27 protein-coding genes are annotated in these 24,193 nt (G+C 68.0%); 19 read left to right on the plus strand and 8 right to left on the minus strand.

The features are described 5' to 3' along the window. Positions 1-25: 25 nt before the first annotated feature. Both GTW51_RS01155 and dusA read right to left on the minus strand, forming a co-directional pair. Positions 26-847 (minus strand): sulfite exporter TauE/SafE family protein, encoded by an 822-nt coding sequence (locus GTW51_RS01155; protein WP_163042043.1) that lies wholly within the window; start codon positions 845-847, stop codon positions 26-28. An 88-nt stretch (positions 848-935) separates the two neighbouring features. Next, the gene (dusA, locus tag GTW51_RS01160) at positions 936-1,940 is read right to left on the minus strand and encodes a tRNA dihydrouridine(20/20a) synthase DusA (RefSeq protein WP_163042044.1); all 1,005 of its coding nucleotides are present in this window, start codon (positions 1,938-1,940) and stop codon (positions 936-938) included. Positions 1,941-2,201: 261 nt separating this feature from the next. Here dusA and GTW51_RS01165 point away from each other — a divergent pair, with 261 nt between their 5' ends. Next, positions 2,202-2,693 carry a hypothetical protein gene (locus GTW51_RS01165; protein WP_163042045.1) on the plus strand — a complete coding sequence of 164 codons (492 nt, stop codon included), beginning with the start codon at positions 2,202-2,204 and terminating at the stop codon, positions 2,691-2,693. Then, positions 2,690-3,364 (plus strand): DUF1028 domain-containing protein, encoded by a 675-nt coding sequence (locus GTW51_RS01170; RefSeq protein ID WP_163042046.1) that lies wholly within the window; start codon positions 2,690-2,692, stop codon positions 3,362-3,364. Before GTW51_RS01165 ends, GTW51_RS01170 begins: the two co-directional genes overlap by 4 nt. A 55-nt stretch (positions 3,365-3,419) precedes the next feature. Here GTW51_RS01170 and GTW51_RS01175 read toward each other — a convergent pair whose 3' ends face one another. Beyond that, positions 3,420-3,872, minus strand: a complete 453-nt coding sequence (locus tag GTW51_RS01175; protein ID WP_163042047.1) for a MarR family winged helix-turn-helix transcriptional regulator — start codon at positions 3,870-3,872, stop codon at positions 3,420-3,422. A 314-nt stretch (positions 3,873-4,186) separates the two neighbouring features. On the opposite strand from GTW51_RS01175, the gene GTW51_RS01180 reads away from it, so the two are divergent. The 7 genes from GTW51_RS01180 (at position 4,187) to GTW51_RS01210 (ending at position 10,467) form a co-directional block, all read left to right on the plus strand. Beyond that, a complete protein-coding gene (locus GTW51_RS01180; RefSeq protein WP_163042048.1) occupies positions 4,187-4,468 on the plus strand; it encodes an acyl carrier protein in 282 nt (93 codons plus the stop codon). Between the two features lie 96 nt (positions 4,469-4,564). Beyond that, on the plus strand, positions 4,565-5,773 hold the full coding sequence (locus GTW51_RS01185; protein WP_163042049.1) for a beta-ketoacyl-ACP synthase: 1,209 nt from the start codon (positions 4,565-4,567) through the stop codon (positions 5,771-5,773). A 10-nt stretch (positions 5,774-5,783) separates the two neighbouring features. Beyond that, positions 5,784-7,070 (plus strand): beta-ketoacyl-ACP synthase, encoded by a 1,287-nt coding sequence (locus tag GTW51_RS01190; RefSeq protein ID WP_203565833.1) that lies wholly within the window; start codon positions 5,784-5,786, stop codon positions 7,068-7,070. Between the two features lie 36 nt (positions 7,071-7,106). After that, on the plus strand, positions 7,107-8,162 hold the full coding sequence (locus tag GTW51_RS01195; RefSeq protein WP_163042050.1) for a zinc-binding dehydrogenase: 1,056 nt from the start codon (positions 7,107-7,109) through the stop codon (positions 8,160-8,162). Further along, complete coding sequence (locus GTW51_RS01200; protein ID WP_163042051.1) at positions 8,159-9,103, plus strand: lipid A biosynthesis lauroyl acyltransferase; 945 nt, start codon at positions 8,159-8,161, stop codon at positions 9,101-9,103. The genes GTW51_RS01195 and GTW51_RS01200 overlap by 4 nt, the downstream gene beginning before the upstream one ends. Positions 9,104-9,320: 217 nt before the next feature. Beyond that, positions 9,321-10,217 carry a universal stress protein gene (locus tag GTW51_RS01205; protein WP_163042052.1) on the plus strand — a complete coding sequence of 299 codons (897 nt, stop codon included), beginning with the start codon at positions 9,321-9,323 and terminating at the stop codon, positions 10,215-10,217. A 19-nt stretch (positions 10,218-10,236) separates the two neighbouring features. Continuing rightward, the gene (locus GTW51_RS01210) at positions 10,237-10,467 is read left to right on the plus strand and encodes a hypothetical protein (protein WP_203565834.1); all 231 of its coding nucleotides are present in this window, start codon (positions 10,237-10,239) and stop codon (positions 10,465-10,467) included. A 70-nt stretch (positions 10,468-10,537) separates the two neighbouring features. Here the strand turns inward: GTW51_RS01210 and GTW51_RS01215 are convergent, their stop codons facing one another. The 4 genes from GTW51_RS01215 to GTW51_RS01230 form a co-directional block, all read right to left on the minus strand. Then, on the minus strand, positions 10,538-10,966 hold the full coding sequence (locus tag GTW51_RS01215) for a L,D-transpeptidase (RefSeq protein ID WP_163042641.1): 429 nt from the start codon (positions 10,964-10,966) through the stop codon (positions 10,538-10,540). A 221-nt stretch (positions 10,967-11,187) separates the two neighbouring features. After that, positions 11,188-11,592, minus strand: coding sequence for a hypothetical protein (locus tag GTW51_RS01220; protein ID WP_163042054.1), 405 nt, complete (start codon positions 11,590-11,592; stop codon positions 11,188-11,190). Positions 11,593-11,758: 166 nt separating this feature from the next. Continuing rightward, positions 11,759-13,009, minus strand: a complete 1,251-nt coding sequence (locus GTW51_RS01225) for an NAD(P)/FAD-dependent oxidoreductase (protein ID WP_163042055.1) — start codon at positions 13,007-13,009, stop codon at positions 11,759-11,761. A gap of 119 nt (positions 13,010-13,128) precedes the next feature. Beyond that, entirely contained in the window at positions 13,129-13,821 is a 693-nt protein-coding gene (locus GTW51_RS01230; RefSeq protein ID WP_163042056.1) for a FadR/GntR family transcriptional regulator, read from the minus strand. Positions 13,822-14,047: 226 nt separating this feature from the next. On the opposite strand from GTW51_RS01230, the gene GTW51_RS01235 reads away from it, so the two are divergent. The 7 genes from GTW51_RS01235 to GTW51_RS01265 all read left to right on the plus strand — a co-directional run bounded on the left by GTW51_RS01235 (position 14,048) and on the right by GTW51_RS01265 (position 20,972). After that, complete coding sequence (locus GTW51_RS01235) at positions 14,048-15,091, plus strand: ABC transporter substrate-binding protein (RefSeq protein ID WP_163042057.1); 1,044 nt, start codon at positions 14,048-14,050, stop codon at positions 15,089-15,091. A gap of 61 nt (positions 15,092-15,152) precedes the next feature. After that, entirely contained in the window at positions 15,153-16,052 is a 900-nt protein-coding gene (locus tag GTW51_RS01240) for an ABC transporter permease (RefSeq protein ID WP_246232473.1), read from the plus strand. Further along, positions 16,052-16,876 (plus strand): ABC transporter ATP-binding protein, encoded by an 825-nt coding sequence (locus GTW51_RS01245; RefSeq protein ID WP_163042058.1) that lies wholly within the window; start codon positions 16,052-16,054, stop codon positions 16,874-16,876. Before GTW51_RS01240 ends, GTW51_RS01245 begins: the two co-directional genes overlap by 1 nt. 5 nt (positions 16,877-16,881) lie before the next feature. Next, the gene (locus tag GTW51_RS01250) at positions 16,882-17,634 is read left to right on the plus strand and encodes an ABC transporter permease (RefSeq protein ID WP_163042059.1); all 753 of its coding nucleotides are present in this window, start codon (positions 16,882-16,884) and stop codon (positions 17,632-17,634) included. Continuing rightward, on the plus strand, positions 17,634-18,356 hold the full coding sequence (locus GTW51_RS01255) for a fumarylacetoacetate hydrolase family protein (RefSeq protein ID WP_163042060.1): 723 nt from the start codon (positions 17,634-17,636) through the stop codon (positions 18,354-18,356). The genes GTW51_RS01250 and GTW51_RS01255 overlap by 1 nt, the downstream gene beginning before the upstream one ends. A gap of 70 nt (positions 18,357-18,426) precedes the next feature. Continuing rightward, the gene (locus GTW51_RS01260) at positions 18,427-19,947 is read left to right on the plus strand and encodes an acyl--CoA ligase (RefSeq protein WP_163042061.1); all 1,521 of its coding nucleotides are present in this window, start codon (positions 18,427-18,429) and stop codon (positions 19,945-19,947) included. Continuing rightward, positions 19,944-20,972: a 2-dehydropantoate 2-reductase gene (locus GTW51_RS01265; RefSeq protein ID WP_163042062.1), complete on the plus strand. Its 1,029-nt coding sequence runs from the start codon at positions 19,944-19,946 to the stop codon at positions 20,970-20,972. The genes GTW51_RS01260 and GTW51_RS01265 overlap by 4 nt, the downstream gene beginning before the upstream one ends. Here GTW51_RS01265 and GTW51_RS01270 read toward each other — a convergent pair. Beyond that, the gene (locus tag GTW51_RS01270; protein WP_163042063.1) at positions 20,930-21,805 is read right to left on the minus strand and encodes a helix-turn-helix transcriptional regulator; all 876 of its coding nucleotides are present in this window, start codon (positions 21,803-21,805) and stop codon (positions 20,930-20,932) included. The genes GTW51_RS01265 and GTW51_RS01270 overlap by 43 nt on opposite strands. An 85-nt stretch (positions 21,806-21,890) precedes the next feature. On the opposite strand from GTW51_RS01270, the gene GTW51_RS01275 reads away from it, so the two are divergent. The 3 genes from GTW51_RS01275 to GTW51_RS01285 are packed head-to-tail and all read left to right on the plus strand — an operon-like array spanning position 21,891 to position 24,168. After that, complete coding sequence (locus GTW51_RS01275) at positions 21,891-22,586, plus strand: ABC transporter permease (RefSeq protein ID WP_163042064.1); 696 nt, start codon at positions 21,891-21,893, stop codon at positions 22,584-22,586. Continuing rightward, positions 22,583-23,308, plus strand: a complete 726-nt coding sequence (locus GTW51_RS01280) for an energy-coupling factor ABC transporter ATP-binding protein (RefSeq protein ID WP_163042065.1) — start codon at positions 22,583-22,585, stop codon at positions 23,306-23,308. The genes GTW51_RS01275 and GTW51_RS01280 overlap by 4 nt, the downstream gene beginning before the upstream one ends. A gap of 20 nt (positions 23,309-23,328) precedes the next feature. Next, entirely contained in the window at positions 23,329-24,168 is an 840-nt protein-coding gene (locus tag GTW51_RS01285) for an ABC transporter substrate-binding protein (RefSeq protein WP_163042066.1), read from the plus strand. Positions 24,169-24,193: the final 25 nt, after the last annotated feature.

Consider the following 24,193-nt stretch of genomic DNA (forward strand, 5'->3'; position numbering starts at 1 on the left):
CTGTCCGGGAATGTCCGGCGCGGCCTCAGAGCAGGCTGTAGATGAAGCGTGCGGCAACCAGCAGCAGGAAGCAGCCGAAGCCGATCTCCAGCTGGCGCCGGCTGAGCCGGTGCGCCAGCGCCGCGCCGCCGGGCACGGCCAGGATCGAGGCAGGGGCGATGATCGCGACGGCGGCGAGGCTGACAAAGCCGAAACTGTAGGGCGGCAGCAGCGGATCGCCCCAGCCGCCGACGATGTAGGCGACGAGGCCGGGGATCGAGATCAGCGCGCCGACGCCGGCGCTGGTCGCCACCGCCTGGATCATCGGGCGGTTGAACAGCGTCATGAAGGTGTTGTTGAGGACGCCGCCGCCGATTCCCATCAGGGCCGAGAACACGCCGATGGCGAAGCCGGCGACCGAGCGACCGGCGAGGCCCGGCAGATCCTGCGCGACGACATAGGGCACACGACCGAACAGCATCTTGATGCCGAGGATCGTCGCGAGCACGGCAAAGATCCCGCGCAGCGTCTCGGACGAGGCGTAGGTGGCGAAGACGACGCCGGCGATGGCGCCGAGCGGGACCGCCACCGTCCATTCGCGCAGCAGCCGCCAGTCGACCACATCCTTGCGCCAGTGGGCGACCAGCGAGCGTACCGACGTCGGCACGATGATCGCGATCGACGAGCCGACGGCCAGATGCATCGTCACCGCGTGGTCGACGCCAAGCGTCTCGAACGTCTGGTAGAGTATGGGAACATAGATCGCCCCGCCGCCGATGCCGAACAAGCCGGCGAGGAAACCGCCCGCAGCGGCGGCGATCAGGATCGGGATGAGCAGCGCCAGGAGCGACGCGAGATCGAACGACATCAGGTCTCTTAGGCCACTAGGTGCCGCGAGGCACCCCACGCCGCGGGATGTCCACCGTCATGCGCGCAGTGAACGCGTGCAGGCAGCCTCACGCCGCATCCCGCTCGGCCGGAGCAACCCGGACGGCGGCGAACGCTTCGTGCAACAGGGCCGGACCGGCGCCGGGCTTGACGGCGCCGTCCGACAGGATCTGCCGCCAGCGCCGCGCACCCGGCATGCCGTTGAACAGGCCGATCATGTGACGGGTGACCTGCCCCAGCCGGCCGCCTTGGGCGATATGCCGGCCGGCATAGTCCGCCATGGCGTCGATGATGGCGGGATAGTCGACCGGCCGTACTTCGTCGCCGAAGACGCGGGCATCGACGTCGAGGAGCCGGTCCGGCGTCTGGTAGGCGGCGCGGCCGAGCATCACCCCGTCGACATGGTCGAGCTCTGTGACGGCGGCATCGAGCGTCTGAAGCCCGCCATTCAGCCCGACGAAGACGTCCGGCAGCCGGCGCTTCAGCCGGTGCACCCGGTCATAGTCGAGCGGCGGGATATCGCGGTTCTCGCGCGGGCTAAGCCCCTGCAGCCAGGCCTTGCGGGCATGCACCCAGATTGCCGAAATGCCGGCCGCGACCGCCACGTCCGCCAGCCGGTCGAGCGCTTCCTCCGGATCCTGGTCGTCGACGCCGATCCGGCACTTGACCGTCACCGGCACCGGGCTCCCTTCGACCATCGCCGTCAGGCACTCGCCGACGAGATCCGGCTGCAGCATCAGGCAGGCGCCGAAGACGCCCGACTGGACGCGGTCCGACGGACAGCCGACATTCAGGTTGATCTCGTCATAGCCATAGGCACCGGCGATCCGGCAAGCCTCGGCCAGCTTCGCCGGGTCCGACCCGCCGATCTGCAGCGCCACCGGATGTTCGGCCGCGTCGAAGCCGAGCAGCTTGTCGCGATCGCCCCGGATGATCGCGTCGGCGACAATCATTTCGGTATAGAGCAACGCCCGCCGCGTCAGCTGCCGGTGGAAATACCGGCAGTGGCGGTCCGTCCAGTCGATCATCGGGGCAACCGCAAAGCGACTGCCGATATTCGCGTATACCGTCATGCTGGAATGCACGCCCGTTAGCTGGTGGCGATGGGCCGCGCGGCGGCCTTGGATACTCTTTGCCGGGCGGCTTCCGCCGGCCCTTGGTCCGGCCATATCATGGAACGCACCTGTTGGCATCCGGACTGGCCCGGCGACCAAAGGGGCGCTTTGTTAACTGCCCTGCCGGAAAATCCCGCCGCTGCGCCGGCCTTCGGATGACAGCCGGCACCGGCGCGCCCATGTCTTGGTCCGAACAAAGCCTGGCGACGGGAGACGACGATGGTTCGAGTAGCCTTGCTGGTGCTGATGCTGACCGGGATCGGGCCGGCACTGGCCGCCATGCCCGTGACGGCTGTGGGAGATCCTGCGCGAGCGGCGGCGGCAGGCCTCCGGGAAGGCTCGGACGCTTCTGATCGAGTGGTGCAGTACCGCGGCGACCAGCGGTCGTGGCGTGGCGAGGTCCGCCATCATCGCTATTTCGGCCGCGGCGACGACTGGCGCCGGCACCACCGCGGCTCCTACGACCGTCCGCAATGGCGCGACCGTCACCGCGATGAATCGCGACACGACCGCCGGCGCGACCGCCCCGGGGACCACGCCCGCAGGGGGGATCGCACGCGCTACGATGACAGGCATGATCGTCGGGGGCGCTGGGAGAGCGGCGGCAGCTTCCGCGGTGATGACTGGGGCCGCCAGGAAGGCCACGGCCGGTTCGACGATCGGCGCCGGCGCTTCGACGCCCGTCGCGACCGCTGGGTAGACGCGCCGTGACCTTTTCCATCGTCGCCCGCTGCCCCGAGACTGGCCAGTTCGGCATCGCCGCCACCACCGGCGTTCCGGCGGTCGGCAAGCTGCTCACCCACGCCGCGGCGGGTGTCGGTGCCGTGGCCACCCAGGCGCGCGTCAACCCCTATCTCGGCATCGACGGCCTTGCCTGTCTGCGCGACGGGATGCCGGCCCGCGAGGCCCGCAACCGCCTCATCGGCATGGATCCCGCGATCCAGGACCGGCAGTTCGCCATCATCGACCGGCATGGCGATACGGCCGTCTGGACCGGTGACGACTGCCTCGACTGGGCCGGATCGATCGAGGGCGAAGGCTACAGCCTGCAGGGCAATCGGCTCGTCGGGGAAAACGTCCTGGTCGACGCCGCCGGCGCCTACGACAGTGCCGCTGGCCAACCCCTCGCCGACCGTCTCCTGGCGGCCGTCGTTGCCGGCGATCTGGCGGGCGGCGACCGCAAGGGCGAGCGCTCGGCGACGATCTATGTCGTCGACACCGAAGAGTATCCGCTCTGGGACATCCGGATCGACGAGCACGAAGCACCGGTCAGGGAATTGCAGCGGCTTCACGCGCTCTTCGCCCGCGAGGTGATCCCGGAGATCCGTCGCATGCCGACGCGCGAGAACATGGCCGGCGAGGCTGGCGAAGACCCGATCTAGCCGTCGGCTTTTCCGCAGACGGCGGGAGCGCGATTCGCGCGGCGGACGAAACTGCTCAAGGCCGCTCCCCGAAGGCACGGTCGAGACCGGCGAGCCCACGTTCCAGACCGCTGATCTCTTCCTTGGTCAGATTCTTCAGCACGGTATTCTCGGCCGTCTCGACCTTCGGGACCAGTTGCGCATAGGCGGCCCTGCCGGCTGGCGTCAGCGCCAGATACTCGAAGCGGCGATCCGACGTTGCCCGTGTCCGCTGCAGCCATTTGCGCCGATCGAGCGAGGAGACCGCTCGGCTGACCTTGGTCTTGTCCATCGCCGTGGTCTCGACGATGTACGAGGAGGTCTGGGCGCCGTCTTCGCCGCCGAGGATCATCAGCACGCTGAATTCGGGCAGCGTCAGCCCGTGCTGGCCCTTGTGCACCTGCGACGTGACGCGGCCGAGGGCGGTCGCGGCGCGGATGAGTCGGCTGCTGAGGAAGAGGCTTCTGTCGCTGTCTCCTGTCGCGGTCATGATGTGGTTCCCTTGGGCCCGCGACGCGGGTATTTGCCTGATGCTTACATTCGAGAATGCTGGGCGGGCCAAGGCGTTGCGTCACCGATAGGTGAAAAAGTCACGGCGCTCGCCGGCAGGCGTTGCCTCCGGGCCGCGCGTCCTGCATTTCGTGCGCTGCCACGGCGCCGGTACCGGCAGCGAATGCTAGGATGAAGTGCCGCATATCGCGGGTCCCGGCGACGGCGGGTGATCCTCGCTTTGCTTTTCCGGGCGAATTCCCTATAGGTTCGCGCCGGATTCAGCATACCTCCCAACGTTCAAGGATTTCCCCATTGTCTTCAACCTTCGACCGGGTCGCGGACATCATCGCGGAAACGAGTGAAATCGACCGCGACCAGATTACGCCGGAAAGCCACACGATCGACGACCTCGGCATCGATTCCCTCGATTTCCTCGACATCGTCTTCGCCATCGACAAGGAATTCGGGATCAAGATCCCGCTCGAGAAATGGACCCAGCAGGTCAACGACGGCGACGTTCCGACCGAGGAATATTTCGTCCTGAAGAACCTCTGCGCCAAGATCGACGAATTGCGGGCCGCCAAGACCGCCTGAACCACTGCCCGCGCGTCGGCGCGTCGTGGTCATCGGCATGAAGGGATCGCAGGTCCTGCCGAAGGGAGCGGCAGACCTCGAAACTGGAATGAAGACATGAGCGACAGTCCAAGGGACGTTGTCATCACCGGGATCGGCCTCGTCTCGTCCCTCGGCGAGGGCATCGGCGCGCATTTCGATCTGATCGGCCGCGGGCCGCAGCCGCACATCGATGCCGAGGGCTACGCCCCGTATTTCGTGCATCCGCTGCCGCCGATGGACTGGTCCAGCCAGATCCCAAAGCGTGGCGACCAGCGCCAGATGGAGACCTGGCAGAAGCTCGGCACCTATGCTGCAGGGCTTGCCCTCGAGGACGCCGGCATTCCCGCCGACGAAGCCGTCCGCGCCAAGATCGACATGGTCGTCGCGGCGGGCGGCGGCGAGCGCGATGCGACCGTCGACGCCATGGTCATCGAGCGGGCACGCGGCGCCAACGACCGCGAGCAGGTGATCAACGACACGCTGTCGACGGAACTGCGGCCGACGCTGTTTCTCGCCCAGCTCTCGAACCTTCTCGCCGGCAACATCTCGATCGTCCACAAGGTGACGGGCTCGTCCCGCACCTTCATGGGCGAGGAAGCGGCGGGCATTTCCGCCCTCGCCTCGGCGCGGGCGCGGATCGCGGCCGGCCAGAGCGACATCTGCCTAGTGGGCGGCGCGTTCTCCGCAGAGCGCAAGGATCTGATCCTGAATTTCGAGCTCGCCGGGCTGATGCTGCGGGACGAGTGGCGGCCGGTATTCTCCCGTTCGGCGCCGCATGACGGCATCACCGTCGGCAGTGTCGGCGCCTTCCTGATCCTGGAGTCGGCAGAACATGCCGCGGCCCGCTCGGCGCCTGCCTATGCAAGGCTGGCTTCCGTCTCCGGCGACCGTGGGCGTCGCGACACGGCAGCGGCGACCGAAGCCCGGATCAAGCGGATGCTTCCCGAGATCGACGGCGACGGCGCGGACACGATGATCTTCTCCGGCGCGACCGGCATCGCCGCGCTCGCCGATGTGGAACGCAGCGTCCTGCGCGGCTGGCTTCCCGACGCCGCGCTGCGGGCCTATGGAACCATCATCGGCCATTCGTTCGAGGCGCAGGTGCCGGCCGGGGTGGCGCTGGCCGCGGGCGCTCTGGCGCGCGGTATCGTGCCGCCGCCCTTCGACAGCGGCGAGGAACGGCCGACCGACACGCGGCCGAAGCACGCCGTGGTCACCGGCATCGGCCATCTCCATGCCGAGGGCGTCTGCCTGCTCGAGGCGGTGGACGGGCGCAGATTGTGAGGATGAGGACATGAGCGTCAGCGGAAACGACTTCATGGGCCGCCCGATCGTCGCGATCACCGGCATCGGCATCGTCTCGCCGCTCGGTCGCGGCGTGGAGGACAACTGGGCCGCGCTTGCCGCCGGCCGTTCCGGTATCCACCGGATCGACCGCTTCTCCACCGAGGGGCTTCGCACCACCATTTCCGGCTCCGTCGACTTCATGGGACCGGAGGCCGCGACCTCCACCGGCCTGTCCTATGCCATGGCTGAGGCGGCGGGCGCCGAGGCCGTCCGCATGGCTGGCCTGCCGGACGACGACTTCGCCGGACCGCTGTTCCTGGCGGCGCCCCCCGTCGAGCTCGAATGGCAGCACCGCCTGGCCATCGATAGGATGGACGATGCCGACATAGAGGAAGCCGGCTACGATCGCCTGCTGCAGATCGCCCGGCGGCGGCCGGACCCGTCGATCTACCATTTGACCCAGTGCAGCCGGATCTCCGAGCTGCTCGCCGACCGGCTCGGCACGCGCGGCCTGCCGATCACGCTCTCGACCGCCTGCGCCTCCGGCGCCAGCGCGATCCAGCTCGGCGTCGAGGCGATCCGCCGCGGCGAGACCGAACGGGCGATCTCGATCGGCACCGACGGCTCGATCACCCAGGAATCGCTGATCCGCTTCTCGCTGCTTTCGGCGCTGTCGACGAACAACGAGTTTCCGGAGAAGGCCTCCAAGCCGTTCTCCAAGGATCGCGACGGCTTCGTCATGGCCGAGGGCGCCGGCGCCCTTGTCCTGGAATCGCTGTCCGCCGCGAGAGCCCGGGGTGCGACCATCCTCGGCGTCATCCACGGCTGCGGCGAGCGGGCGGACGATTTCCATCGCACGCGCTCGAAGCCGGACGGCTCGCCGATCATCGCGACGATCAAGGCGGGCCTTGCCGATGCGGGCATGGAGCCGTCCGACATCGACTACATCAACGCCCACGGCACCTCGACGCCGGAGAACGACCGGATGGAGGCGACGGGCCTTGCCGCCGCCTTCGGCGACGCACTGGCCTCGACGCCGATCTCCTCCAACAAGTCGATGATCGGCCACACGCTGACGGCGGCCGGTGCCATCGAGGCCGCCTTCTCGGTGCTGTCGATGCGCCATGGCGTGCTGCCGCCGACCATCAACTACGAGAACCCCGACCCGGCGATCCCGCTCGATACCGTGCCGAACCAGGCGCGTTCGGCCGACATCGCCGCGGTCCTTTCCAATTCCTTCGGTTTCGGCGGGCAGAACGCCTGCCTGGTCATCGGCCGCGAACCCCGCGCCTGACCATCGCCGAAGCCAGCATTCGAGGCTGATAGACCCATGCGGGCATTGCAACTCGTCGGCGACCGCGACCTGCGGGAAGTCGACCTTCCACCCCCACCGCCCCCCGGCCCCGGCGAAGCCACCGTGGCCATCCGGGCGGTCGCCCTGAACCACATCGACGTCTGGGGCTGGCGCGGCATGGCGTTCGCTAAGCGCAAGATGCCGCTCGTCGTCGGCGCCGAGGCTTCCGGCGTCATCGAGGCTATCGGGCCCGGCGTCGGCAACGTGCTGCCCGGCCAGCTCGTCGCGATCTACGGTGCGCAGACCTGCGGCCTCTGCCGCCCCTGCCGTGAGGGCCGCGACAATCTGTGCGAGCACGTCTCCGGCGTGCACGGCTTCCATCTCGACGGCTTTGCGCAGGAGAAGGTCAACCTGCCGACCCGGTTGCTCGTTCCCGCTCCTCCGGGCTGCGACGCGATCGGCGCGGCGCTGGCGCCGGTCACGTTCGGCACCGTCGAGCATATGCTGTTCGACAATGCCAGGCTCGAGCCCGGCGAGACCATCCTCGTCCACGCCGGCGGCTCGGGCATCGGCTCGGCGGCGATCCAGCTCGCCAAGAAGCAGGGCGCGACGGTCATCACCACCGTCGGCTCCGACGACAAGATCCAAAGAGCGAAAGCCCTCGGCGCCGACCACGTCATCAACTACCGCACCGACCGCTTCGAGGGCGTGACGCGGAAGCTGACCCGCAAGAAGGGCGTCGACGTAGTCTTCGAGCATGTCGGCAAGGACACATGGCCCGGCTCCATGCTCTGCCTGAAGCGGGGCGGCCGTCTCGTCACCTGCGGCTCGACGTCGGGCGTGTCGACCGACATGAACCTGATGATGCTGTTCCAGCAGCAGCTGAAGCTGTTCGGCTCGTTCGGCTGTCGCATGGAGAACATGCGCGACGCCATGCAGAAGATGGCGCGCGGCATCGTCCACCCGGTGATCGACACCGAGATCGGCTTCGACGGCATCGCGCTGGCGCTGAAGCGCATGGAAGCCCGCGAGGTGTTCGGCAAGATCATCCTGCACGTGAACCGCGAGAGCGCGGACGCAGCCGGCTCATGAGTCCTCAGGCCACGCGGCTGCTGCTGCGGCTGAAACGGGCCGGCGACTATGTCGTGGCGCAGATCCTCTTCGCGATCCTGCGGCTGCTGAGGCTGCTGCCCGCCGAGGCGGGGCTGGCCTTCGCCGACCGGGCCTCGCGGCTGATCGGACCCCTGACGCCGCGCCACACGCTCGCCAAGGACAATCTCCGCCAGGCATTCCCCGAGCGGGACGAAGCCTGGGTCGAAAAGACCGCGCGGGCGAACTGGGGCCAGATGGGCCGCATCGCCGCGGAATACGTCTTTCTCGACGATCTCTTCGACTTCGATCCCGAGCGGCCCGGCGAGGGCCGGATCGAGGTCGAGGGCATCGAGACCTTCATCGAACTGCGCGAGCGCAAGGGCCCGTTCATCTTCTTCACCGGGCATCTCGGCTGCTTCGAGCTGCTGCCGATCGGCGCCGCCGCCTTCGGGCTGGAATTCACCGCACTGTTTCGCCAGCCGAACAACCGCTACATCGCCAAGGAGGTGCTGTCGGCCCGCCGGACCACCGGCGGCCACATGGTGCCATCCAAGGCCGGGGCCGCCTGGTCGCTGGCCGGCATCCTGCAGCGCGGCGGTGCCGTGGGCATGCTGGTCGACCAGAAATTCCAGAAGGGCGTCGGCACCACGTTCTTCGGCCGGCCCTGCAAGACCAATCCGCTGCTGCCGAAGCTGGCCCGCCAGTACGATGCGGAGATCTACCCGGCCCGCTCGATCCGGCTGCCGAACGGCCGCTATCGCCTGGAGCTGCAGCCGCGGCTAGACCTGCCGCGCAACGCGGCCGGCGCGGTTGACGTCGAGGCGACATGCCAGCTGCTCAACGACGTCGTCGAGGGCTGGGTGCGCGAGCATCCCGAGCAGTGGATGTGGTTCCACGACCGCTGGCAGTCGCGCAAGCCCTCCCGGAAGCGTCGCAAGTAGCGTCGGCTTCGCCGGACCGTCCTGGCGGGAAGTCTCATCCGAATTGATCCCGATCAACGTTCGTTCGTCGCGTGCGCGCGATAGTGCGGCATATCGTCAGGCGCGGGCCGTCCAATGGTGGGAAACCATCTGGCCCCGCCCTCGACGACACCGATCATTTGCACGCCGGGTATGGCCTTCGGACCTCGCTCCGCGTGAGGGAGCGAGAGGATCGACTATGAGCAGCCTTCTCAACCAGGGCCCCTATTCCGATGCGACGGGGCAGGCGCAGACGGCGCCCGCCCTCGATCGCATCGCCGACCTTGCCGTCCATCTCGACGGTTCCGGCTATGATGCCCCCCGACTTGCCTACGCGCAGATGCTGACGAATATCTTCGGCACGCATGTCGAGGGCTTCTTCGCCAACCCAATCCCGACCTCGTTCATCCCCGTCGGGGCCGGCTACGAGCGCGTTGCGGTCGAGATCTGGGAAGAAGGCCGCGCTGCCGGCGATGTCGCGGAGAAGGCGATCCGCGCCCGCCTCGAGCACATGGACAATGGCTGCGCCCTACGGCGCGTCGACGGCATGCCGCATGAACTCGCCTTCGCCGCCGCACGACTGGCCCGAACGCTCGACCTCGTCGTCCTCGGGCGGCCCGACGACGACCGATCGCTCGCCGACATGATTGCGGCCGTGCTCTTCGACGCCGGCTGCCCGGCGCTGATCGTGCCGCCGGATGCGAGCGAGCCGCGGGACCCGCAGACGATCGTCATCGGCTGGCGCGACTCGACCGAGTGCTCGCGGTCGATCGCGGCTGCCCTGCCCTTCCTCAAGCGGGCCCGCGAGGTCTTCCTCGTGTCCGTCGCGGAAGCGACGGCGAGCGAGGAACGCCACAGCGAGCCGGTCGCCGACATGGCGCGCCATCTCGCCCGCCACGGGGTCACCGTCGAGGTCCGGCATCTGCCGAAATGGAACCGGCCGGCCGACGCGCTGCTCAACGAGGCGAAGATCGTCGGAGCCGAGCTGCTGGTCTCCGGTGCCTACGGCCGTTCGCGGCTGCGGGAGATGATTCTGGGCGGCGTGACACGTGACCTCTTGAAATCATGTCCGATTCCGCTCCTCATGTGCCATTGAGGTTCGCAGTACGGGAGGCATGAACATGCATACCTCGGAACTCAGCTACAATGTCGAGCCGCTCGGCAGGCGCTGGACGATCTCCTTCTGTCACACCCCCCACGGCACCTTCGACCGACGTGTCGATGCGCTGCGGGCCGCAGTCCAGGACGCCGACCGGGTGCGCCGGATGGGTCACAGGGTAACCGTCTCGGTGGCGCGCCCTCACGGCGCGCCCTTCGCCGAACGTGTGGTGCGACTAGCGCCCTGAAGTCCTGGGCGGTCCGCTTCCCGCGCCAGCCACGGCGAGCCGACCGACCTGACGTGACTGCGCAACCAGCCTAGCGCTGCACGACGACGCGGGTGTTGCCCATGCCGTGCTTGCGGACCAACGCGTAGAACGTCTTCGCATTTGCCGTGTGGAGGCGCACGCAGCCGTGCGACGCCGGACGGCCGAGACGGCTGACGGCGCCGGTCCCATGGATCGCATAGCCGCGGTGGTAGAAGACCGAATAGGGCATCGGCGACATGTCGTATTTGCGCGAATGCCACATGCGGTGGATGCGCTTGGCCCGCCAGCTGCCGGTCGGCGTCACGTAGCCCTTGCGCGCCGTCGACACCGGCCAGCGGTAAACCACCTTGCCGTTCTGAATAACCGTCATGGTCTGAGTAGAAATGTCGACTTTTGCTACGAGACCTGCCGCGGCGCTCGAGACACCGAGCATCATCGATGCCGCAATCAACATCGCGGCCACAAGGAATTTCTTCATCACGCAAACTCCAACCAAAAATTAGCCGTCTGTTCGCCGCGAAAAAATCTAATTCTGATTGCCGAAAACTGTCAATTGCCGATGACGTGAGGCGTTAGACCATTTTTCAACATGGTTTCTGATGGCTCCCATGCAGATTGCCATCCTGGTGCCTCAGCGGCACCAGGCGCTTGACGGGTGCCGGAACAGGGCTCGACCAGCCGGTTGTTCGCCCGTCGGGGTCAGAGCCGCTCGACGAGCTTGACCTGATAGGTGTGCATGGCGCCGTCGCTGCGGATCGAGACATACTCGCCCGGCACGAAGCGCTCCTCGCCGAGGCGGAAGCCGACCTCGTCGTCCTCGTCACCCTCGGCATAGTCGAAATACCAGGTGCCGCCCGGCTTGCGGCGCAGGCGACCGACGAGTTCGGTCTGCCCGTGTGCGAAGCGCCGGACGCGGCAGGCCGCCTGATGCGTCTTCCATTCGGCGGCATCGAGCCGTCCCTCGGCATCCAGCGGCACGAGGAGGTCATAGCCCTGCTCCCGGTCACCGTCCGGATGGCCCTTCTCGCGGGCGAGTGCCAGGCGCACATGCCGGAAATTCGGCGTCAGCTCCGGCGTGGCTTTCGTCTCGGCGGTCGACGTCATGGCAGTTCCTCCCGATCTGTTGCTGTCCCGTCGGGCAAGGTCGGCTCGCGCCGTCAATCCGGATCCCGGGGGCGCCTGCATCAGGCGCCCGGAACGATCCGCCGGCCTTGATCAGGATCAACGGGCCGGTCGGCGCCTCCCGAACACCGAGCGGCCAAATGCCGTCTCAGCGTTCGGACAGGCTCGCCACATGCGCCTTGAGGTCGAAATCGTGGCGTGCCACCTCGGCCCGCGCGATCGTCAGGTCCTGCCCGAGAATACGCCGGCCGAGCATGTGCTCGCCAGGCCGGTTCACCGTCTCGATGCCGAGCAGCCGATCGCCGCGGAAGCAATAGGCGATGAGCCGCCCCTCCTCCCCGAGCCGGCCGAGCTCGACGTGATCGGACCCCGCCGTCAGGCCGACGACCTGCAGCTTGAACGGCCCCTGGTCGCTCCAGAACCACGGCACGCTGCGATAGGGCTCGCCCGGGCCGATGACCCTTGCCGCGACGGTTTTGGCCTGGTCGACGGCGTTCTGCACCGATTCCAGCCGCACCGGCCGGTCGGTGAACGGGCTTTCGAAGACCGCGCAATCGCCGATGGCGAAGATCCGCGGATCGCTCGTGGTCATGAACGTGTCGACGACGATGCCGTTGTCGGTCGCGAGCCCCGCGTCCCGAGCCAGCCGGTCCTCCGGCACGACGCCGGCAGCGATCAGCACGATGTCGGCGGCGATCGTCGTCCCGTCCGCCAGCAGCACGCCTTCGGCGCGGTCGTCGCCGAGCACTGCGGCCAGCGCGGTCTCAAGCCGGATCTCGGTGCCCATCCCCCGGTGCTGGTCGAGGAAGAAGGCCGAGACCGGGCGCGAGACCGTTCGGCCCATCAGCCGGTCGGCGGCCTCGATCAGCACGACGTCCTTGCCGAGCGAGCGGACCGCCGCGGCGACCTCGAGCCCGATGAAACCGCCCCCGACGATGACCAGCCGATTGGCTGCGTCGATCGCCGCGCGCAAAGCCTCCGCGTCGGCCGCCGTCCGCAGGCCGTGAACGCCTGGCAGGGTCGCGCCCGCGACGGGCAGCGTGCGGTTGGCCGCGCCGGTGGCCAGCACGAGATGGCCGTAGGCCAGCTGCTCGCCGCTATCCAGCGTCACCGTCGAGCCCTGCCGGTCGATCGAGACGACACGCTCGCCGGTTCGCACGGTGATGTCGTTCTTGGCGTAGAAGCTGTCCGGCCGGATCAGCAGGCTGTCGAAGCCGGCATCGGTCTTGATGTAGGTTTTCGACAGCGGTGGCCGCTGATAGGGCAGCCGGTCCTCCGCCGCGATGATGGTCACCGGTCCGGCAAAACCGAGCTGCCTCAGGCTCGCCGCGACCTGGAAGCCGGCCTGGCCGCCGCCGGCGATGACGACACCGGCGTCAATGGTGCTGGACGTGTTCATGCTGACCCGAATCGCTGGAGATCGGCGAGGATACCGTGTTTGCCGTCGGGACTTGAAGCGACGGGCGGTAGCGTCGCGCGGGCGAAAGTGTACTCGCGGCGTCCCTGCCGAGCCGATGGCTAGTCCTGCGCCGCCTGATGCCGTTCGATCAGATTGGCCTGCACGCGCTGCAAATGCGTCCGCATCAGGCTGGCGGCGGCGGACAGATCGCGGTTCTCGATCGCTTCGACGATGGCGTCGTGGTCCCCGAAGCTGTGATGGTCGGCGGGCGGCAGCAGCTTGTCGTTGCGCAACCGGCCCCAGACGACGGTCCGGCGAACCGCGTTGATCGTGTCGAAGACCGAGAGCAGCAGGGCGTTCCGGCCCGCCTCCGCGATGGTGCGGTGCAGCCGGTTGTCCCAGTTCTCGTATTGCCGCCAGGTCTCGGCGGCGCGGCCACCGTCGGTACAGAGCCGCATCGCCCTGATGTCGTCGGCCGTCGCATGCAAAGCCGCTTCGCGGGCGAGCTCCGGCTCGAGCACCAGGCGGGCGCGCATCACCTCGGCCGGGCTCGTCTGGTTGGCGATGACCGCAATGGAGTCGATCTCCGTCGTCGGACGCGCCCCCGTAAACGTGCCCTTGCCGACGTGACGCCAGAGCAGCCCGTCGGCTTCCAGCGTCGCCAGCGCCTTGCGCAGGTCGCCGCGCGACACCCCGACGATCTCGGCCAGTTCGCGTTCCGGGGGAAGCCGCGAATTGCCCGGCAGCTCCCGTTGCGCCAGCCAGGCCCGCAATTGTACCAGGGCCGCGCCCCGGCCGTTGTCCACGCTCATGAGATGCCCTTCATGGCCGGTCATAACTTCATCAACCCTCTGACCAATAGTTAGATTGGTTTGGCTTACGCCTTAGCGCAATTCGCAGAAGCGTACAAATGCGGGTTGACGCCTAACCAATCGTAGCATTTACTCTAACCAATCCAGAAATTGGAGAAAGCCGACGGGAGATCGGCGAGGAGAGCCAAGGCCGGCGGCTTAGCCCGGCTACCATCGGGAGGCCAACATGACATCACGACGCATAACGCTCGCAGAAGCCTGCGCAGGCGCCATCGCCCTCGCCGTCGCCAGCTTCGCGCCGGTCGCGCCGGGCATGGCGCAGGAAGATCCGATCCAGGTGGCGTTCGGCGATATCGCCAGCGTCGAGAGCCTCAACCTGCTCATCGCCATCGAACGCGCCAAGGAGCGCGGCGTGCCGATGGAGCTGACCTTCTTCAATTCCGAGGACGTCGCCGTCCAGGCAGTGGTCGGCGGCCAGGCCGATATCGGCGTCGGCGCTCCCTACGCGTTCCTCAAGAACTCGCAGGCCCCCGTGCGGATGTTCTACCGGATGAGCACGCTGCTGTTCTTCCCGGTCGTCAACGGCGAGATGTACAAGGACTGGTCCGACCTCGACGGCGAGGAGGTCACCGTCCACTCGCGCGGCTCCGGCACGGAGGCGCTGATGCGCCTGATGGAGCAGGTCAACGGCATCAAGTATTCCAACATCAGCTACGTGCCGGGCGCGGAAGTCCGGACCGGCGCGATGCTGCAGGGCAACGTCAACGCGACCATCGTCGACTCCGCCGGCATGCGCCTCCTGGAGAGCGAGGGCGGCGGCAAGTTCATCCGTCTGCCGGTCGAGGGCGTCAACGCCACCGACGAGGCGCTCTACGCCAATAACGAACTGCTCGAGGAGCGTAGCGAGGACGTGCAGGTCTTCGTCGAGGAACTGCTGCGGACCTGGGCCGAGATCGACGCCGACCCGACGATCGTCGCCAAGCTGCGCGAAGAGTACGATCTCCTGCCCGACCTGCCGGACGAGGCCGCGGCCGACATCACGCCCTACTACACCGAGTCCGTCGAAGGCGGCGTCTATCCGCTGGACGGCGGCGAGCCGGCCGACGTTCAGAACGACATCGAGTTTCTCGCGGCGGCAGGACAGGTCGAGGCCGACGGCGAGGTCAACGTCGACGATTACTGGAACTTCGGCCCGCTCGAAGCAGCCAAGGCGGCCGGCACGGCGGCGCCCGCCGAAGCCGGGGCAGCCGACGCGGCCCCCGCCAACTGACGTCGAGCAATCGCGCGCCGTCCAGGCGACGGCGCGCACCGCTTCGTTTCCGAGGTGACCGATGCCACCCGCAGTCCTGCGCGGCACTGCGCCGTCCTACGCGCGCGTCCAGAACAACGAGGGTGAGGCCGCCATGTCCACCGCCAACACTACCTTTGATAAAGTCGGCCTCGACAAGGGCAGCGAGCCGCCCGGCCTGTTGCGGCGTGCCGGAAGCGCCTCCTGGACGTGGCGCATCGTGTCGCTCGCCATCTTCTTCCTCGCCTGGGAGATCGCTGGCCGCTCGAACTTCAACTTCGCCTTCCCGTCCTTCTCCGCGACGCTCGGCGCCTTCTTCGCCATGGTCGCGGACGGGACGATGGGCGCGGCCTATCTGCGCACCATCGAGCCGCTGCTCATCGGGCTGGTGATCTCGCTGACCGTCGGCATCTCGTCCGGCGTGGCGATGGGCCTGCGCAAGGATTTCGAGTGGTTCACCCTGCCGATGTTCATCGTCATGCAGGCCGCGCCGATGAGCGCGCTCATTCCGCTGATCACCTTCGTCTACGGCATCGGCCTGACGTCCAAGGTGCTGGCCGTGGTGATGCTGGCGATGCCGGTGATCGCCATCAACAGCTACAAGGCGGTGCGCAACGTACCGCCCTCGCTGGTGTCGATGTGCCAGTCCTTCATGGGCAGCCGCCGCCAGCAGATCTTCCGGATCATCCTCCCCGCCGCCAGCCCGATGATGTTCGCCGGCCTGCGCCTCGGCGTCGCCGAAGGCTTCTCGGGCGTCGTCCTCGCCGAGTTGCTGATCACCCCCACCGGCATCGGTGACCTCATCACCTTCCATCGGTCGGTGGCCAATTACGACAACATGTACGCGGCCATCGCCTCGATCATCCTCTTCGCCGTGCTGGCCGTCACCATCCTTCAATACGTCGAAACGGCCCTCTTCCGGCCCGAGACGCGGAGCGCCTGATGAGTAATGCCGCCATCCTTCCCGCCACGGCGCGAGCGCCGTCCCCGCTGCCTTCCGGCGCCGCTGCCGCTCCACCGATCATCGAGGTCCGCGGCGTCTCCAAGATCTACGGCGACGTCGTCGCGCTGAAATCCATCGACCTCGTCTTCGAGACGGGCAAGATGACCAGCCTGCTCGGCCCGTCCGGCTGCGGCAAGACCACGCTCCTGAAGATCGTCGCCGGGCTGCTGAAACCCAACCAGGGCGAGGTGCTGGTGCATGGCCGGCCGGTCACCGGTCCCGGTCCCGAGCGCGCCTTCGTCTTCCAGGATTTCGCGCTGATGCCCTGGGCGACCGTGCTGCGCAACGCCGCCTTCGGCCTCGAGATGCAGGGCCGGCCCAAGGCCGAGCGCGAGGACAAGGCGCGGCATTACATCGCCGAGGTCGGGCTCGCCGGGTTCGAGGAGAAATACCCGCACGAACTCTCCGGCGGCATGCGCCAGCGCGTCGGGCTCGCCCGGGCGCTCGCCGTGGATGCCGACGTCTTGTTGATGGACGAGCCCTTCTCGGCGGTCGACGAGCAGACCCGCCGCAAGTTCCAGGAGGATCTGATCCGGTTGCGAGAGGTCGAGAACAAGACCTTCCTGTTCGTGACCCATTCGATCGAGGAAGCGGTCTACGTCTCGGACCGCATCATCATGCTGTCGCCCCGCCCCGGCCGCGTATCGCAGATCATCGAGCCGGACATCCCGCGCGGCGACGATCCCGAGGCGATCCGCCGCGATCCAGTCTATCTCGATACGGTGGACGAGATCTGGCACGGCCTGAAGCATTACGTGGAGTAGATGCGATGACCCTCTATGGCTACAAGGTGCCCAAGATGGCCTCGCTGCTTGTCTGGGTGGCGATCTGGGAGATCGTCGGCCGGCTCGAGCTGGTGATGCTCTTCCCGCCCTTCACCGAGGTGCTGGCCGCGCTCGGCGACGTCGTGACCTCGGCAAGCTTCGCCGAGGCGATGCGCATCACGGTCTATTCCTACGTGATGGGGCTCTCGCTGGCGATCGTCGTCGGCATCGCGATGGGGTTCCTGATGGGTCTCGTGCCGGCGGTCGACGGTCTCCTCAACATGTGGGTGAACATCTTCCTCTCGGCGCCGCTGTCGGCGCTGGTGCCGATCTTCATGATCCTGTTCGGCATGGGAACGCCCACCGTGATCGTCACCGTCTTCATGTTCTCGGTGTTCATCATCGCGCTCGATACCAGGGCCGGCGTCCGGCACGTTTCGGGATCGCTGATGGAGATGGCGCATTCCTTCGGCGCGTCGAAGTTCGAGCGACTGAAGATCGTCTTCCTCGCTGCACTGCCGGAGATCCTCTCCGGCGTCCGGCTCGGCGTCATCCGCGGCGTCAAGGGCGTGGTGATCGGTCAGCTGCTGGTCTCGATCATCGGCGTCGGCGCGCTGTTCACCCTCTACTCGAACAACTTCCTGATGGCGCATTTCTGGGCCCTCATCCTGATCCTCTTCACCCTCGCCCTCACCCTGGCCGGGCTCGTGGCCCGGCTTGAAACCCGCATCGAATATTACGCAGGAGCCAGAAGCTGATGAACATATCCGTGACCGCCAACCGTCCGGACACCGGCGAGGACTACGTCTTCGCCGCCCCGAAGACCCCGACCCTGCCGGTGGTCGGCACCAGCCAGCGCTACCCGGTGCGGCGCGTCTATTGCGTCGGCCGCAACTACGCCGACCACGCTATCGAGATGGGTCACGACCCGAACAAGGAGCCGCCTTTCTTCTTCCAGAAGAACCCCGACAATCTCGTCGTCGGCGACAGCTTCCCCTACCCGGCGATGTCCTCCGACGTGCATCACGAGATCGAACTCGTGGTCTGCCTGTCCAAGGGCGGCGAGGACATCGCGGTCGAGGACGCGCTGTCGCATGTCTACGGCTATGCCGTCGGCCTCGACATGACCCGCCGCGACCTGCAGGGCGAGGCCAAGAAGATGGGCCGGCCCTGGGAGATCGGCAAAGCCTTCGAGGATTCCGCGCCGGTGTCACCGGTGGTGCCGGCTTCCGAGATCGGCCATCCCGATTCCGGTGCAATCTGGCTCAAGGTCAATGGCGAGACCCGCCAGAGCGGTGACCTCAACCAGATGATCTGGAAGGTAGCCGAATCGATCTCCTATCTCTCCGGCCTCTTCCGTCTCGCGCCGGGTGATGTGATCATGACCGGGACCCCCGCCGGCGTCGGCGCCATCCAGCGCGGCGACGTCATGGAAGGCCATATCGACGGCATCGGCGATCTCCGCGTCACCGTGTCCTGACGATCGAAGCCGCACCGACCGGCGGCGCCCCGCGCCGCCGGTTTTCCGCAACTTGAAGGACGGCAACCACATGCTCGAACTCCTGGGGCGGGGCGCTCCCGCCGATCCTGCCATCGGCGCGCCGGACCGTCCGTCGCTCAGCTTTGCCGGCCTCGGCGAGCTGGTCGCCGCGACGGTGTCCGCGCTCAACGCGCTCGGTATCGGGCGTGGCGACCGTGTCGCGATCGTCCTGCCCAACGGCCCGGAGATGGCGGCCTGCTTCGTCGCCGTCGCGGCCGGGGCGACCACCGCCCCGCTCAATCCGGCCTACCGGGCGGACGAGCTGGAGTTCTACCTCAACGATCTCGGCGCCAAGGCGCTGATCGTCGATGCCGCCGGCCACGAGGCGGCCGAAGCCGTCGCGGCGAAGCTCGGCATCCCAGTGCTGCGGCTGCGCGTCGCCGATGGCGCGCCCGCCGGCGCCTTCACCCTGGAAGGCGAAGCGGTGGGGACGACCGAGCGTCGCGGCTACAGCAACGACGACGACATCGCGCTCGTCCTGCACACCTCCGGCACCACGTCCCGCCCCAAGATCGTGCCGCTCAGCCTCGGCAATGTGAAGGCCTCGGCGCGCCACATCCGCGAGACGCTGGCGCTGACACCGGGCGATTGCTGCCTCAACATCATGCCGCTGTTCCACATTCACGGCCTGATCGCCGCGGTGCTGTCGTCGCTCTCGGCCGGCGCATCCGTCGTCTGCACGCCGGGCTTCAACGCCTTGAAGTTCTTCGCGTGGATGGATGCAGCCGGCCCGTCCTGGTACACGGCCGTCCCGACCATGCACCAGGCGATCCTCGCCCGCGCACCACGCAACCAGGACAGCGTCGACAAGGCCAAGCTGCGCTTCATCCGCTCCTCCTCGGCCTCGCTGCCGGCGCAGGTGATGAGCGAGCTGGAAGCTGCCTTCGGCTGCCCGGTGATCGAATCCTACGGCATGACCGAGGCGGCGCATCAGATGGCCTCCAACCTCCTGCCGCCCGGCCAGCGCAAGCCCGGCAGCGTCGGTCCCGCCGCCGGGCCGGAAGTGGCGATCCTGTCGCAGGACGGCACGGTGCTGCCGGCCGGTGCGGTCGGCGAGATCTGCATCCGCGGTCCGAACGTCACCAAAGGCTACGAGAACAACGACAAGGCCAACGCCGAAGCCTTCGCGCATGGCTGGTTCCACACCGGCGACCAGGGCACAATGGACGAGGACGGCTTCGTCCGCCTCACCGGCCGGCTGAAGGAGATCATCAATCGCGGCGGCGAAAAGATCTCGCCGCTGGAAGTCGACGACGTGCTGATGGACCACCCGGCGGTGCAGCAGGTCGTGACCTTCGCCATGCCGCACGACAAGCTCGGCGAGGAGGTCGCCGCCGCGGTGGTGCTGCGTGAGGGGATGAACGCCACCGAGCGCGAGATCCGCGATTTCTGCGCCACGAAGCTCGCCGACTTCAAGGTGCCGCGCCGGCTGGTCTTCCTCGACGAGATCCCCAAGGGCGCCACCGGCAAGCTGCAGCGCATCGGCCTTGCCGACAAGCTCGGTCTCGGCAAGGCGGCGGCGCCGGCATGAGGATCTGCATCTTCGGTGCCGGCGCGATCGGCGGCCTCGTCGCGGCAAAGCTTGCCGCGACCGGCGATGCGGAGGTCAGCGTCGTGGCGCGCGGCCCGCATCTGGCGGCGATCCGCCGGAACGGCCTGACCGTGCGCGATGCGGCCGGCGAAACCAACGTCGCCCTGCAGGCGACCGACGATCCGTCCGAGCTCGGGCCGCAGGATTACGTCTTCGTCGCGCTCAAGGCGCATTCGGTGCCGGTGATCCTGCCCGGCCTCGTCACCCTGCTAGGTCCCGATACGGCCGTGGTCACCGCCCAGAACGGCGTGCCCTGGTGGTACTTCCACCGCAGCGGCGGCCCCTATGAGGGGCACCGGGTCGAGGCGGTGGATCCGGGCGGCAGGATCTGGGACACGATCGGCCCGGAGCGGGCGATCGGCTGCGTCGTCCATCCTGCCGCCGACATCGAGGCCCCGGGCATCATCCGCCACACCGAGGGCGATCGCTTGCCCCTTGGCGAGCCCTCCGGCGAAAAGAGCGAGCGCACGCTGGCGCTGTCACGAGCATTGGTGGCCGCGGGTTTCCGTGCCCCGGTGCGCCCGCAGATCCGCTCGGAGATCTGGATCAAGCTCTGGGGCAACGTCTCGCTGAACCCGATCTCGGCCCTCACCGGCGCCACCCTCGCCGCGATCTGCGGCAATGACGGCACCAGGGCCGTCGCCCGTCAGATGATGCTGGAGGCGCAGGCCATCGCCGAAAAGCTCGGCATCCGCTTTCCCATCGACGTCGACAAGCGCATCGCCGGCGCGGCGGAAGTCGGTGAGCACAAGACCTCGATGCTGCAGGACCTCGAGCTCGGCCGGCCGATGGAAATCGACGCACTGGTCGCCGCCGTGCAGGAGCTCGGGCGCCTCACCGAAAGCCCGACGCCGACGATCGACACCGTCCTCGGCCTCGTCCGCCTTCGCGCCGCGACGCCGCTCGTCCCGACGCTGTCCGATCAGGCGAAGGTGCGGATCGATCCGGCCGGCGTCAGGTCGTAGCCGGTGAGGTCGGCAGCGCGTTGCTGGATCGCCTCGCCGGCCAGGAAAGCGACCAGCGCCTGTAGCGGCGGGGTGAAGTAGGTCCGCTGCCGCATCAGGAGATCGAAGTTCTCCCAGGTCAGCGTCACGAAATCGAGGCCGGCCGCGCGGGCAGCCGACCGCGTCGCGATGCCGCAATCGGCCCGCCCTTCGCGGATGGCCGCCGCAACGTCCGGACCGCTGAGGCAGGCCGGCTCGAGCCGTTCGAGGTCGGCCGGCGAGACGCCGAGCCGTGCCAGCATTCCGTCGAGCAGCATCTGCGCCCCGGCGCCCTTCTGCCGGACGGCGAGCCGGGCCCGACTTTCGATCACGTCCTCCAGGCTGGCGAGCCCCTTCGGATTGCCGGGCGGCAGCAGCAGCCCCTGCTCGCGGCGCACGAGGCCGACCAGCAGCGCGTCATGCAGATGCGGCATGCGCTCGACAAAGGCGACGTTGTCCTCGTCGGCGGCCCCGTGAAAATGGATCGCCGCCGCCGCGATCTCGCCGCGCAGCAGCCGGCCGACGCCGGCTTCCGTTCCCTCGGTCAGCGAGGCGAGCCCCGAGCCCGACTGGCGCAGGCTCCATTCGAGCAGATCGTCCTGGCTACCGCCGACGATCGGCGGCGCCTCGCCCGGCACCATCCCCGCCGGCCGCGCCAAGCCGGAGACCACCCAGCGATCCAGCTCGTGGCGAGGAAACAGCCACTTGCCGGTAACCTTCGAGCACGGGATCGCCCCCGCCGCGACCAGTTCGTAGAGCTTGCGCTCACCGAGCCGGAGATAGTCGGCGGCCTCGCCCGTCGTCAGCAGATCCATCGGCATATCCTTGCATTTACATGCGCGAATTCCGTGAATTGACATACACGGATTCCTTGCAGAAGAAAGCCTCAAGGGAGGCGTCATGCCGGATACTCTCGGTGCGTGGCACCTGATACTCAGCGGCGACCCCGCGCTCTACGCCATCGTGCGCCTGTCGCTGCTGGTCAGCCTGTCCGCCGTCGCGCTCGCGACGCTGGTGGCCTTTCCCCTCGGCGCCGTCCTGGCGCTGACGCGGTTTCCCGGCCGGACCGCGGTAATCGTCGTTCTCAACGGTTTCATGGGCTTGCCGCCGGTGGTGGTCGGGCTTGCGGTCTATCTGCTGCTGTCGCGCTCCGGCCCGCTCGGCTCGCTCGGCATCCTGTTCACCCCGCAGGCGATGATCATCGCGCAGGCGCTTCTGGTCATGCCGATCATCGCTGCCCTCGCCCGCCAGACGATCGAGGATCTCTGGCACGAGTATCGCGACGAACTGACCGCGATGAATGTCGGGCCGGCTGGCCGCGTCGCGACGCTTCTGTGGGACTGCCGCATCAGCCTCGTCACCGCCCTCCTCGCCGGTTTCGGGCGCGCCGCGGCCGAGGTCGGAACGGTGATGATCGTCGGGGGCAATATCGACGGCTTCACCCGCACGATGACCACCGCCATCGCGCTGGAGACATCCAAGGGCGACCTTGCCCTCGCCATGGGCCTCGGCGCGATCCTCGTCGGCCTGATCCTGGTGGTCAACGCGCTCGCCTGGAGCCTGCGCAGCTGGTCGGAAAAGCGGGTGACCGGATGAAGGCGCTGGCCCGCACCGACCTGCCACTGTCCCTGCACGACGTTTCGCTTGTCGCCCGCGGGACGGCGATCCTCGACCGGGTCACGCTGACCATCCGCGCCGGCCAGCCGACCGTGATCGTCGGGCCGAATGGCGCCGGCAAATCCTCGCTCCTGCGCCTCTGCATGGGGCTGATGACCCCCTCGACGGGCCGCGTCACCTGGGGCGGCCGGATCGACTCGTCCCCGGTCCGCCGCGCCATGCTGTTCCAGCGGCCGGTCATGCTGCGCCGCTCCGCCCTCGCCAACATCGTCTACGGGCTGGCGCAGGCCGGCTGCCCGCGTCGCTTGCGGGCCGCAAAGGCCGAGGCGCTGTTGCAGCGGGTCGGCCTCAGCGACCATGCCGACCGACCCGCCCGCTCGCTCTCCGGCGGCGAACAGCAGAAACTCGCTTTGGCCCGGGCCCTCGCTCGCGAGCCGGAACTGCTGCTGCTCGACGAGCCGACGGCCAATCTCGACCCCGCCGCCAGCCGCGCCGTCGAGGCGATCATCCAGGAAGCGGCCGCCTCCGGCATCAAGGTGCTGATGGCCTCGCACGATCTCGGCCAGGTCCGGCGCCTTGCCGGCGAGGTGCTGTTCATGGCCGCCGGCACGGTGCGCGAGCAGAAGCCCGTTGCCGCGTTCTTCGACAGCCAGTCCACGCCGGAGGCTGCCGCCTTCCTGCGCGGCGACCTCGTCATCTGAGATCAACCCAGGGAACCGTCATGCGACACTTCGTTCCGACCCTCGCTTTTGCCGGCGCGGCCTTTCTCGCCGCCATCACCGGCCATCCGGCCCTCGCCCAGGATCGCTCAATCGTCGTCGCCTCGACGACCTCGACGCAGGACTCCGGCCTGTTCGACCACATCCTGCCGCTCTTCGAGAAGGAGACCGGGATCACGGTGAAGGTCGTCGCCCAGGGCACCGGCCAGGCGCTCGAGACCGGCCGCCGCGGCGATGCCGACGTGCTCTTCGTTCACGCCAAGCCTCAGGAAGAACAGTTCGTCGCCGACGGCTTCGGCGTCGAGCGCTTCGACGTCATGTACAACGACTTCGTCCTCGTCGGCCCGAAGAGCGATCCGGCCGGCATCGCCGGCACCCAGGACATCGCCGCGGCGCTGCAGGCGATCGAAGCCGCCAAGGCGCCGTTCGTGTCGCGCGGCGACAAGTCCGGCACCCATTCCGCCGAGCTGCGGCTCTGGAAGGATGCCGGCATCGACATCGAGGCCGCGAACGGCGACTGGTACCGCGAGATCGGCCAGGGCATGGGCGCCGCCCTCAACACCGCCGGCGCCATGGAAGCCTACGTGCTCGCCGACCGCGGCACCTGGCTCTCCTTCAGCGATCGCGGCGATCTCGACGTGCTGGTGGAGGGCGACAAGCGGCTGTTCAACCAGTACGGCGTCATGCTGGTCAGCGCGGAGAAGTTTCCGCATGTGAAGAGCGAAGCGGGCCAGGCCTTCGTCGACTGGCTGATCTCCGGCGAAGGCCAGGCCGCCATCGCCGACTACAAGATCGGCGGCCAGCCTCTGTTTTTCCCCAACGCCGCCGAGAGCCGCTCCTGAGCGCGCCGTTGCCAAGCCTTCACCG

It is taken from the genome of Aurantimonas aggregata (genome assembly GCF_010500835.1).
Classification (GTDB): Bacteria; Pseudomonadota; Alphaproteobacteria; order Rhizobiales; family Rhizobiaceae; genus Aurantimonas; species Aurantimonas aggregata.

What these genes read in the sequence shown, in the direction of transcription:
- GTW51_RS01155 (WP_163042043.1), bottom strand. Translation starts at nt 847, where the DNA reads ATGTCGTTCGATCTCGCGTCGCTCCTGGCGCTGCTCATCCCGATCCTG.
- dusA (WP_163042044.1), bottom strand. Translation starts at nt 1,940, where the DNA reads ATGACGGTATACGCGAATATCGGCAGTCGCTTTGCGGTTGCCCCGATG.
- GTW51_RS01165 (WP_163042045.1), top strand. Translation starts at nt 2,202, where the DNA reads ATGGTTCGAGTAGCCTTGCTGGTGCTGATGCTGACCGGGATCGGGCCG.
- GTW51_RS01175 (WP_163042047.1), bottom strand. Translation starts at nt 3,872, where the DNA reads ATGACCGCGACAGGAGACAGCGACAGAAGCCTCTTCCTCAGCAGCCGA.
- GTW51_RS01185 (WP_163042049.1), top strand. Translation starts at nt 4,565, where the DNA reads ATGAGCGACAGTCCAAGGGACGTTGTCATCACCGGGATCGGCCTCGTC.
- GTW51_RS01190 (WP_203565833.1), top strand. Translation starts at nt 5,784, where the DNA reads ATGAGCGTCAGCGGAAACGACTTCATGGGCCGCCCGATCGTCGCGATC.
- GTW51_RS01195 (WP_163042050.1), top strand. Translation starts at nt 7,107, where the DNA reads ATGCGGGCATTGCAACTCGTCGGCGACCGCGACCTGCGGGAAGTCGAC.
- GTW51_RS01200 (WP_163042051.1), top strand. Translation starts at nt 8,159, where the DNA reads ATGAGTCCTCAGGCCACGCGGCTGCTGCTGCGGCTGAAACGGGCCGGC.
- GTW51_RS01205 (WP_163042052.1), top strand. Translation starts at nt 9,321, where the DNA reads ATGAGCAGCCTTCTCAACCAGGGCCCCTATTCCGATGCGACGGGGCAG.
- GTW51_RS01210 (WP_203565834.1), top strand. Translation starts at nt 10,237, where the DNA reads ATGAACATGCATACCTCGGAACTCAGCTACAATGTCGAGCCGCTCGGC.
- GTW51_RS01215 (WP_163042641.1), bottom strand. Translation starts at nt 10,966, where the DNA reads ATGAAGAAATTCCTTGTGGCCGCGATGTTGATTGCGGCATCGATGATG.
- GTW51_RS01220 (WP_163042054.1), bottom strand. Translation starts at nt 11,592, where the DNA reads ATGACGTCGACCGCCGAGACGAAAGCCACGCCGGAGCTGACGCCGAAT.
- GTW51_RS01225 (WP_163042055.1), bottom strand. Translation starts at nt 13,009, where the DNA reads ATGAACACGTCCAGCACCATTGACGCCGGTGTCGTCATCGCCGGCGGC.
- GTW51_RS01230 (WP_163042056.1), bottom strand. Translation starts at nt 13,821, where the DNA reads ATGAGCGTGGACAACGGCCGGGGCGCGGCCCTGGTACAATTGCGGGCC.
- GTW51_RS01235 (WP_163042057.1), top strand. Translation starts at nt 14,048, where the DNA reads ATGACATCACGACGCATAACGCTCGCAGAAGCCTGCGCAGGCGCCATC.
- GTW51_RS01240 (WP_246232473.1), top strand. Translation starts at nt 15,153, where the DNA reads ATGCCACCCGCAGTCCTGCGCGGCACTGCGCCGTCCTACGCGCGCGTC.
- GTW51_RS01245 (WP_163042058.1), top strand. Translation starts at nt 16,052, where the DNA reads ATGAGTAATGCCGCCATCCTTCCCGCCACGGCGCGAGCGCCGTCCCCG.
- GTW51_RS01250 (WP_163042059.1), top strand. Translation starts at nt 16,882, where the DNA reads ATGACCCTCTATGGCTACAAGGTGCCCAAGATGGCCTCGCTGCTTGTC.
- GTW51_RS01255 (WP_163042060.1), top strand. Translation starts at nt 17,634, where the DNA reads ATGAACATATCCGTGACCGCCAACCGTCCGGACACCGGCGAGGACTAC.
- GTW51_RS01260 (WP_163042061.1), top strand. Translation starts at nt 18,427, where the DNA reads ATGCTCGAACTCCTGGGGCGGGGCGCTCCCGCCGATCCTGCCATCGGC.
- GTW51_RS01265 (WP_163042062.1), top strand. Translation starts at nt 19,944, where the DNA reads ATGAGGATCTGCATCTTCGGTGCCGGCGCGATCGGCGGCCTCGTCGCG.
- GTW51_RS01270 (WP_163042063.1), bottom strand. Translation starts at nt 21,805, where the DNA reads ATGGATCTGCTGACGACGGGCGAGGCCGCCGACTATCTCCGGCTCGGT.
- GTW51_RS01275 (WP_163042064.1), top strand. Translation starts at nt 21,891, where the DNA reads ATGCCGGATACTCTCGGTGCGTGGCACCTGATACTCAGCGGCGACCCC.
- GTW51_RS01280 (WP_163042065.1), top strand. Translation starts at nt 22,583, where the DNA reads ATGAAGGCGCTGGCCCGCACCGACCTGCCACTGTCCCTGCACGACGTT.
- GTW51_RS01285 (WP_163042066.1), top strand. Translation starts at nt 23,329, where the DNA reads ATGCGACACTTCGTTCCGACCCTCGCTTTTGCCGGCGCGGCCTTTCTC.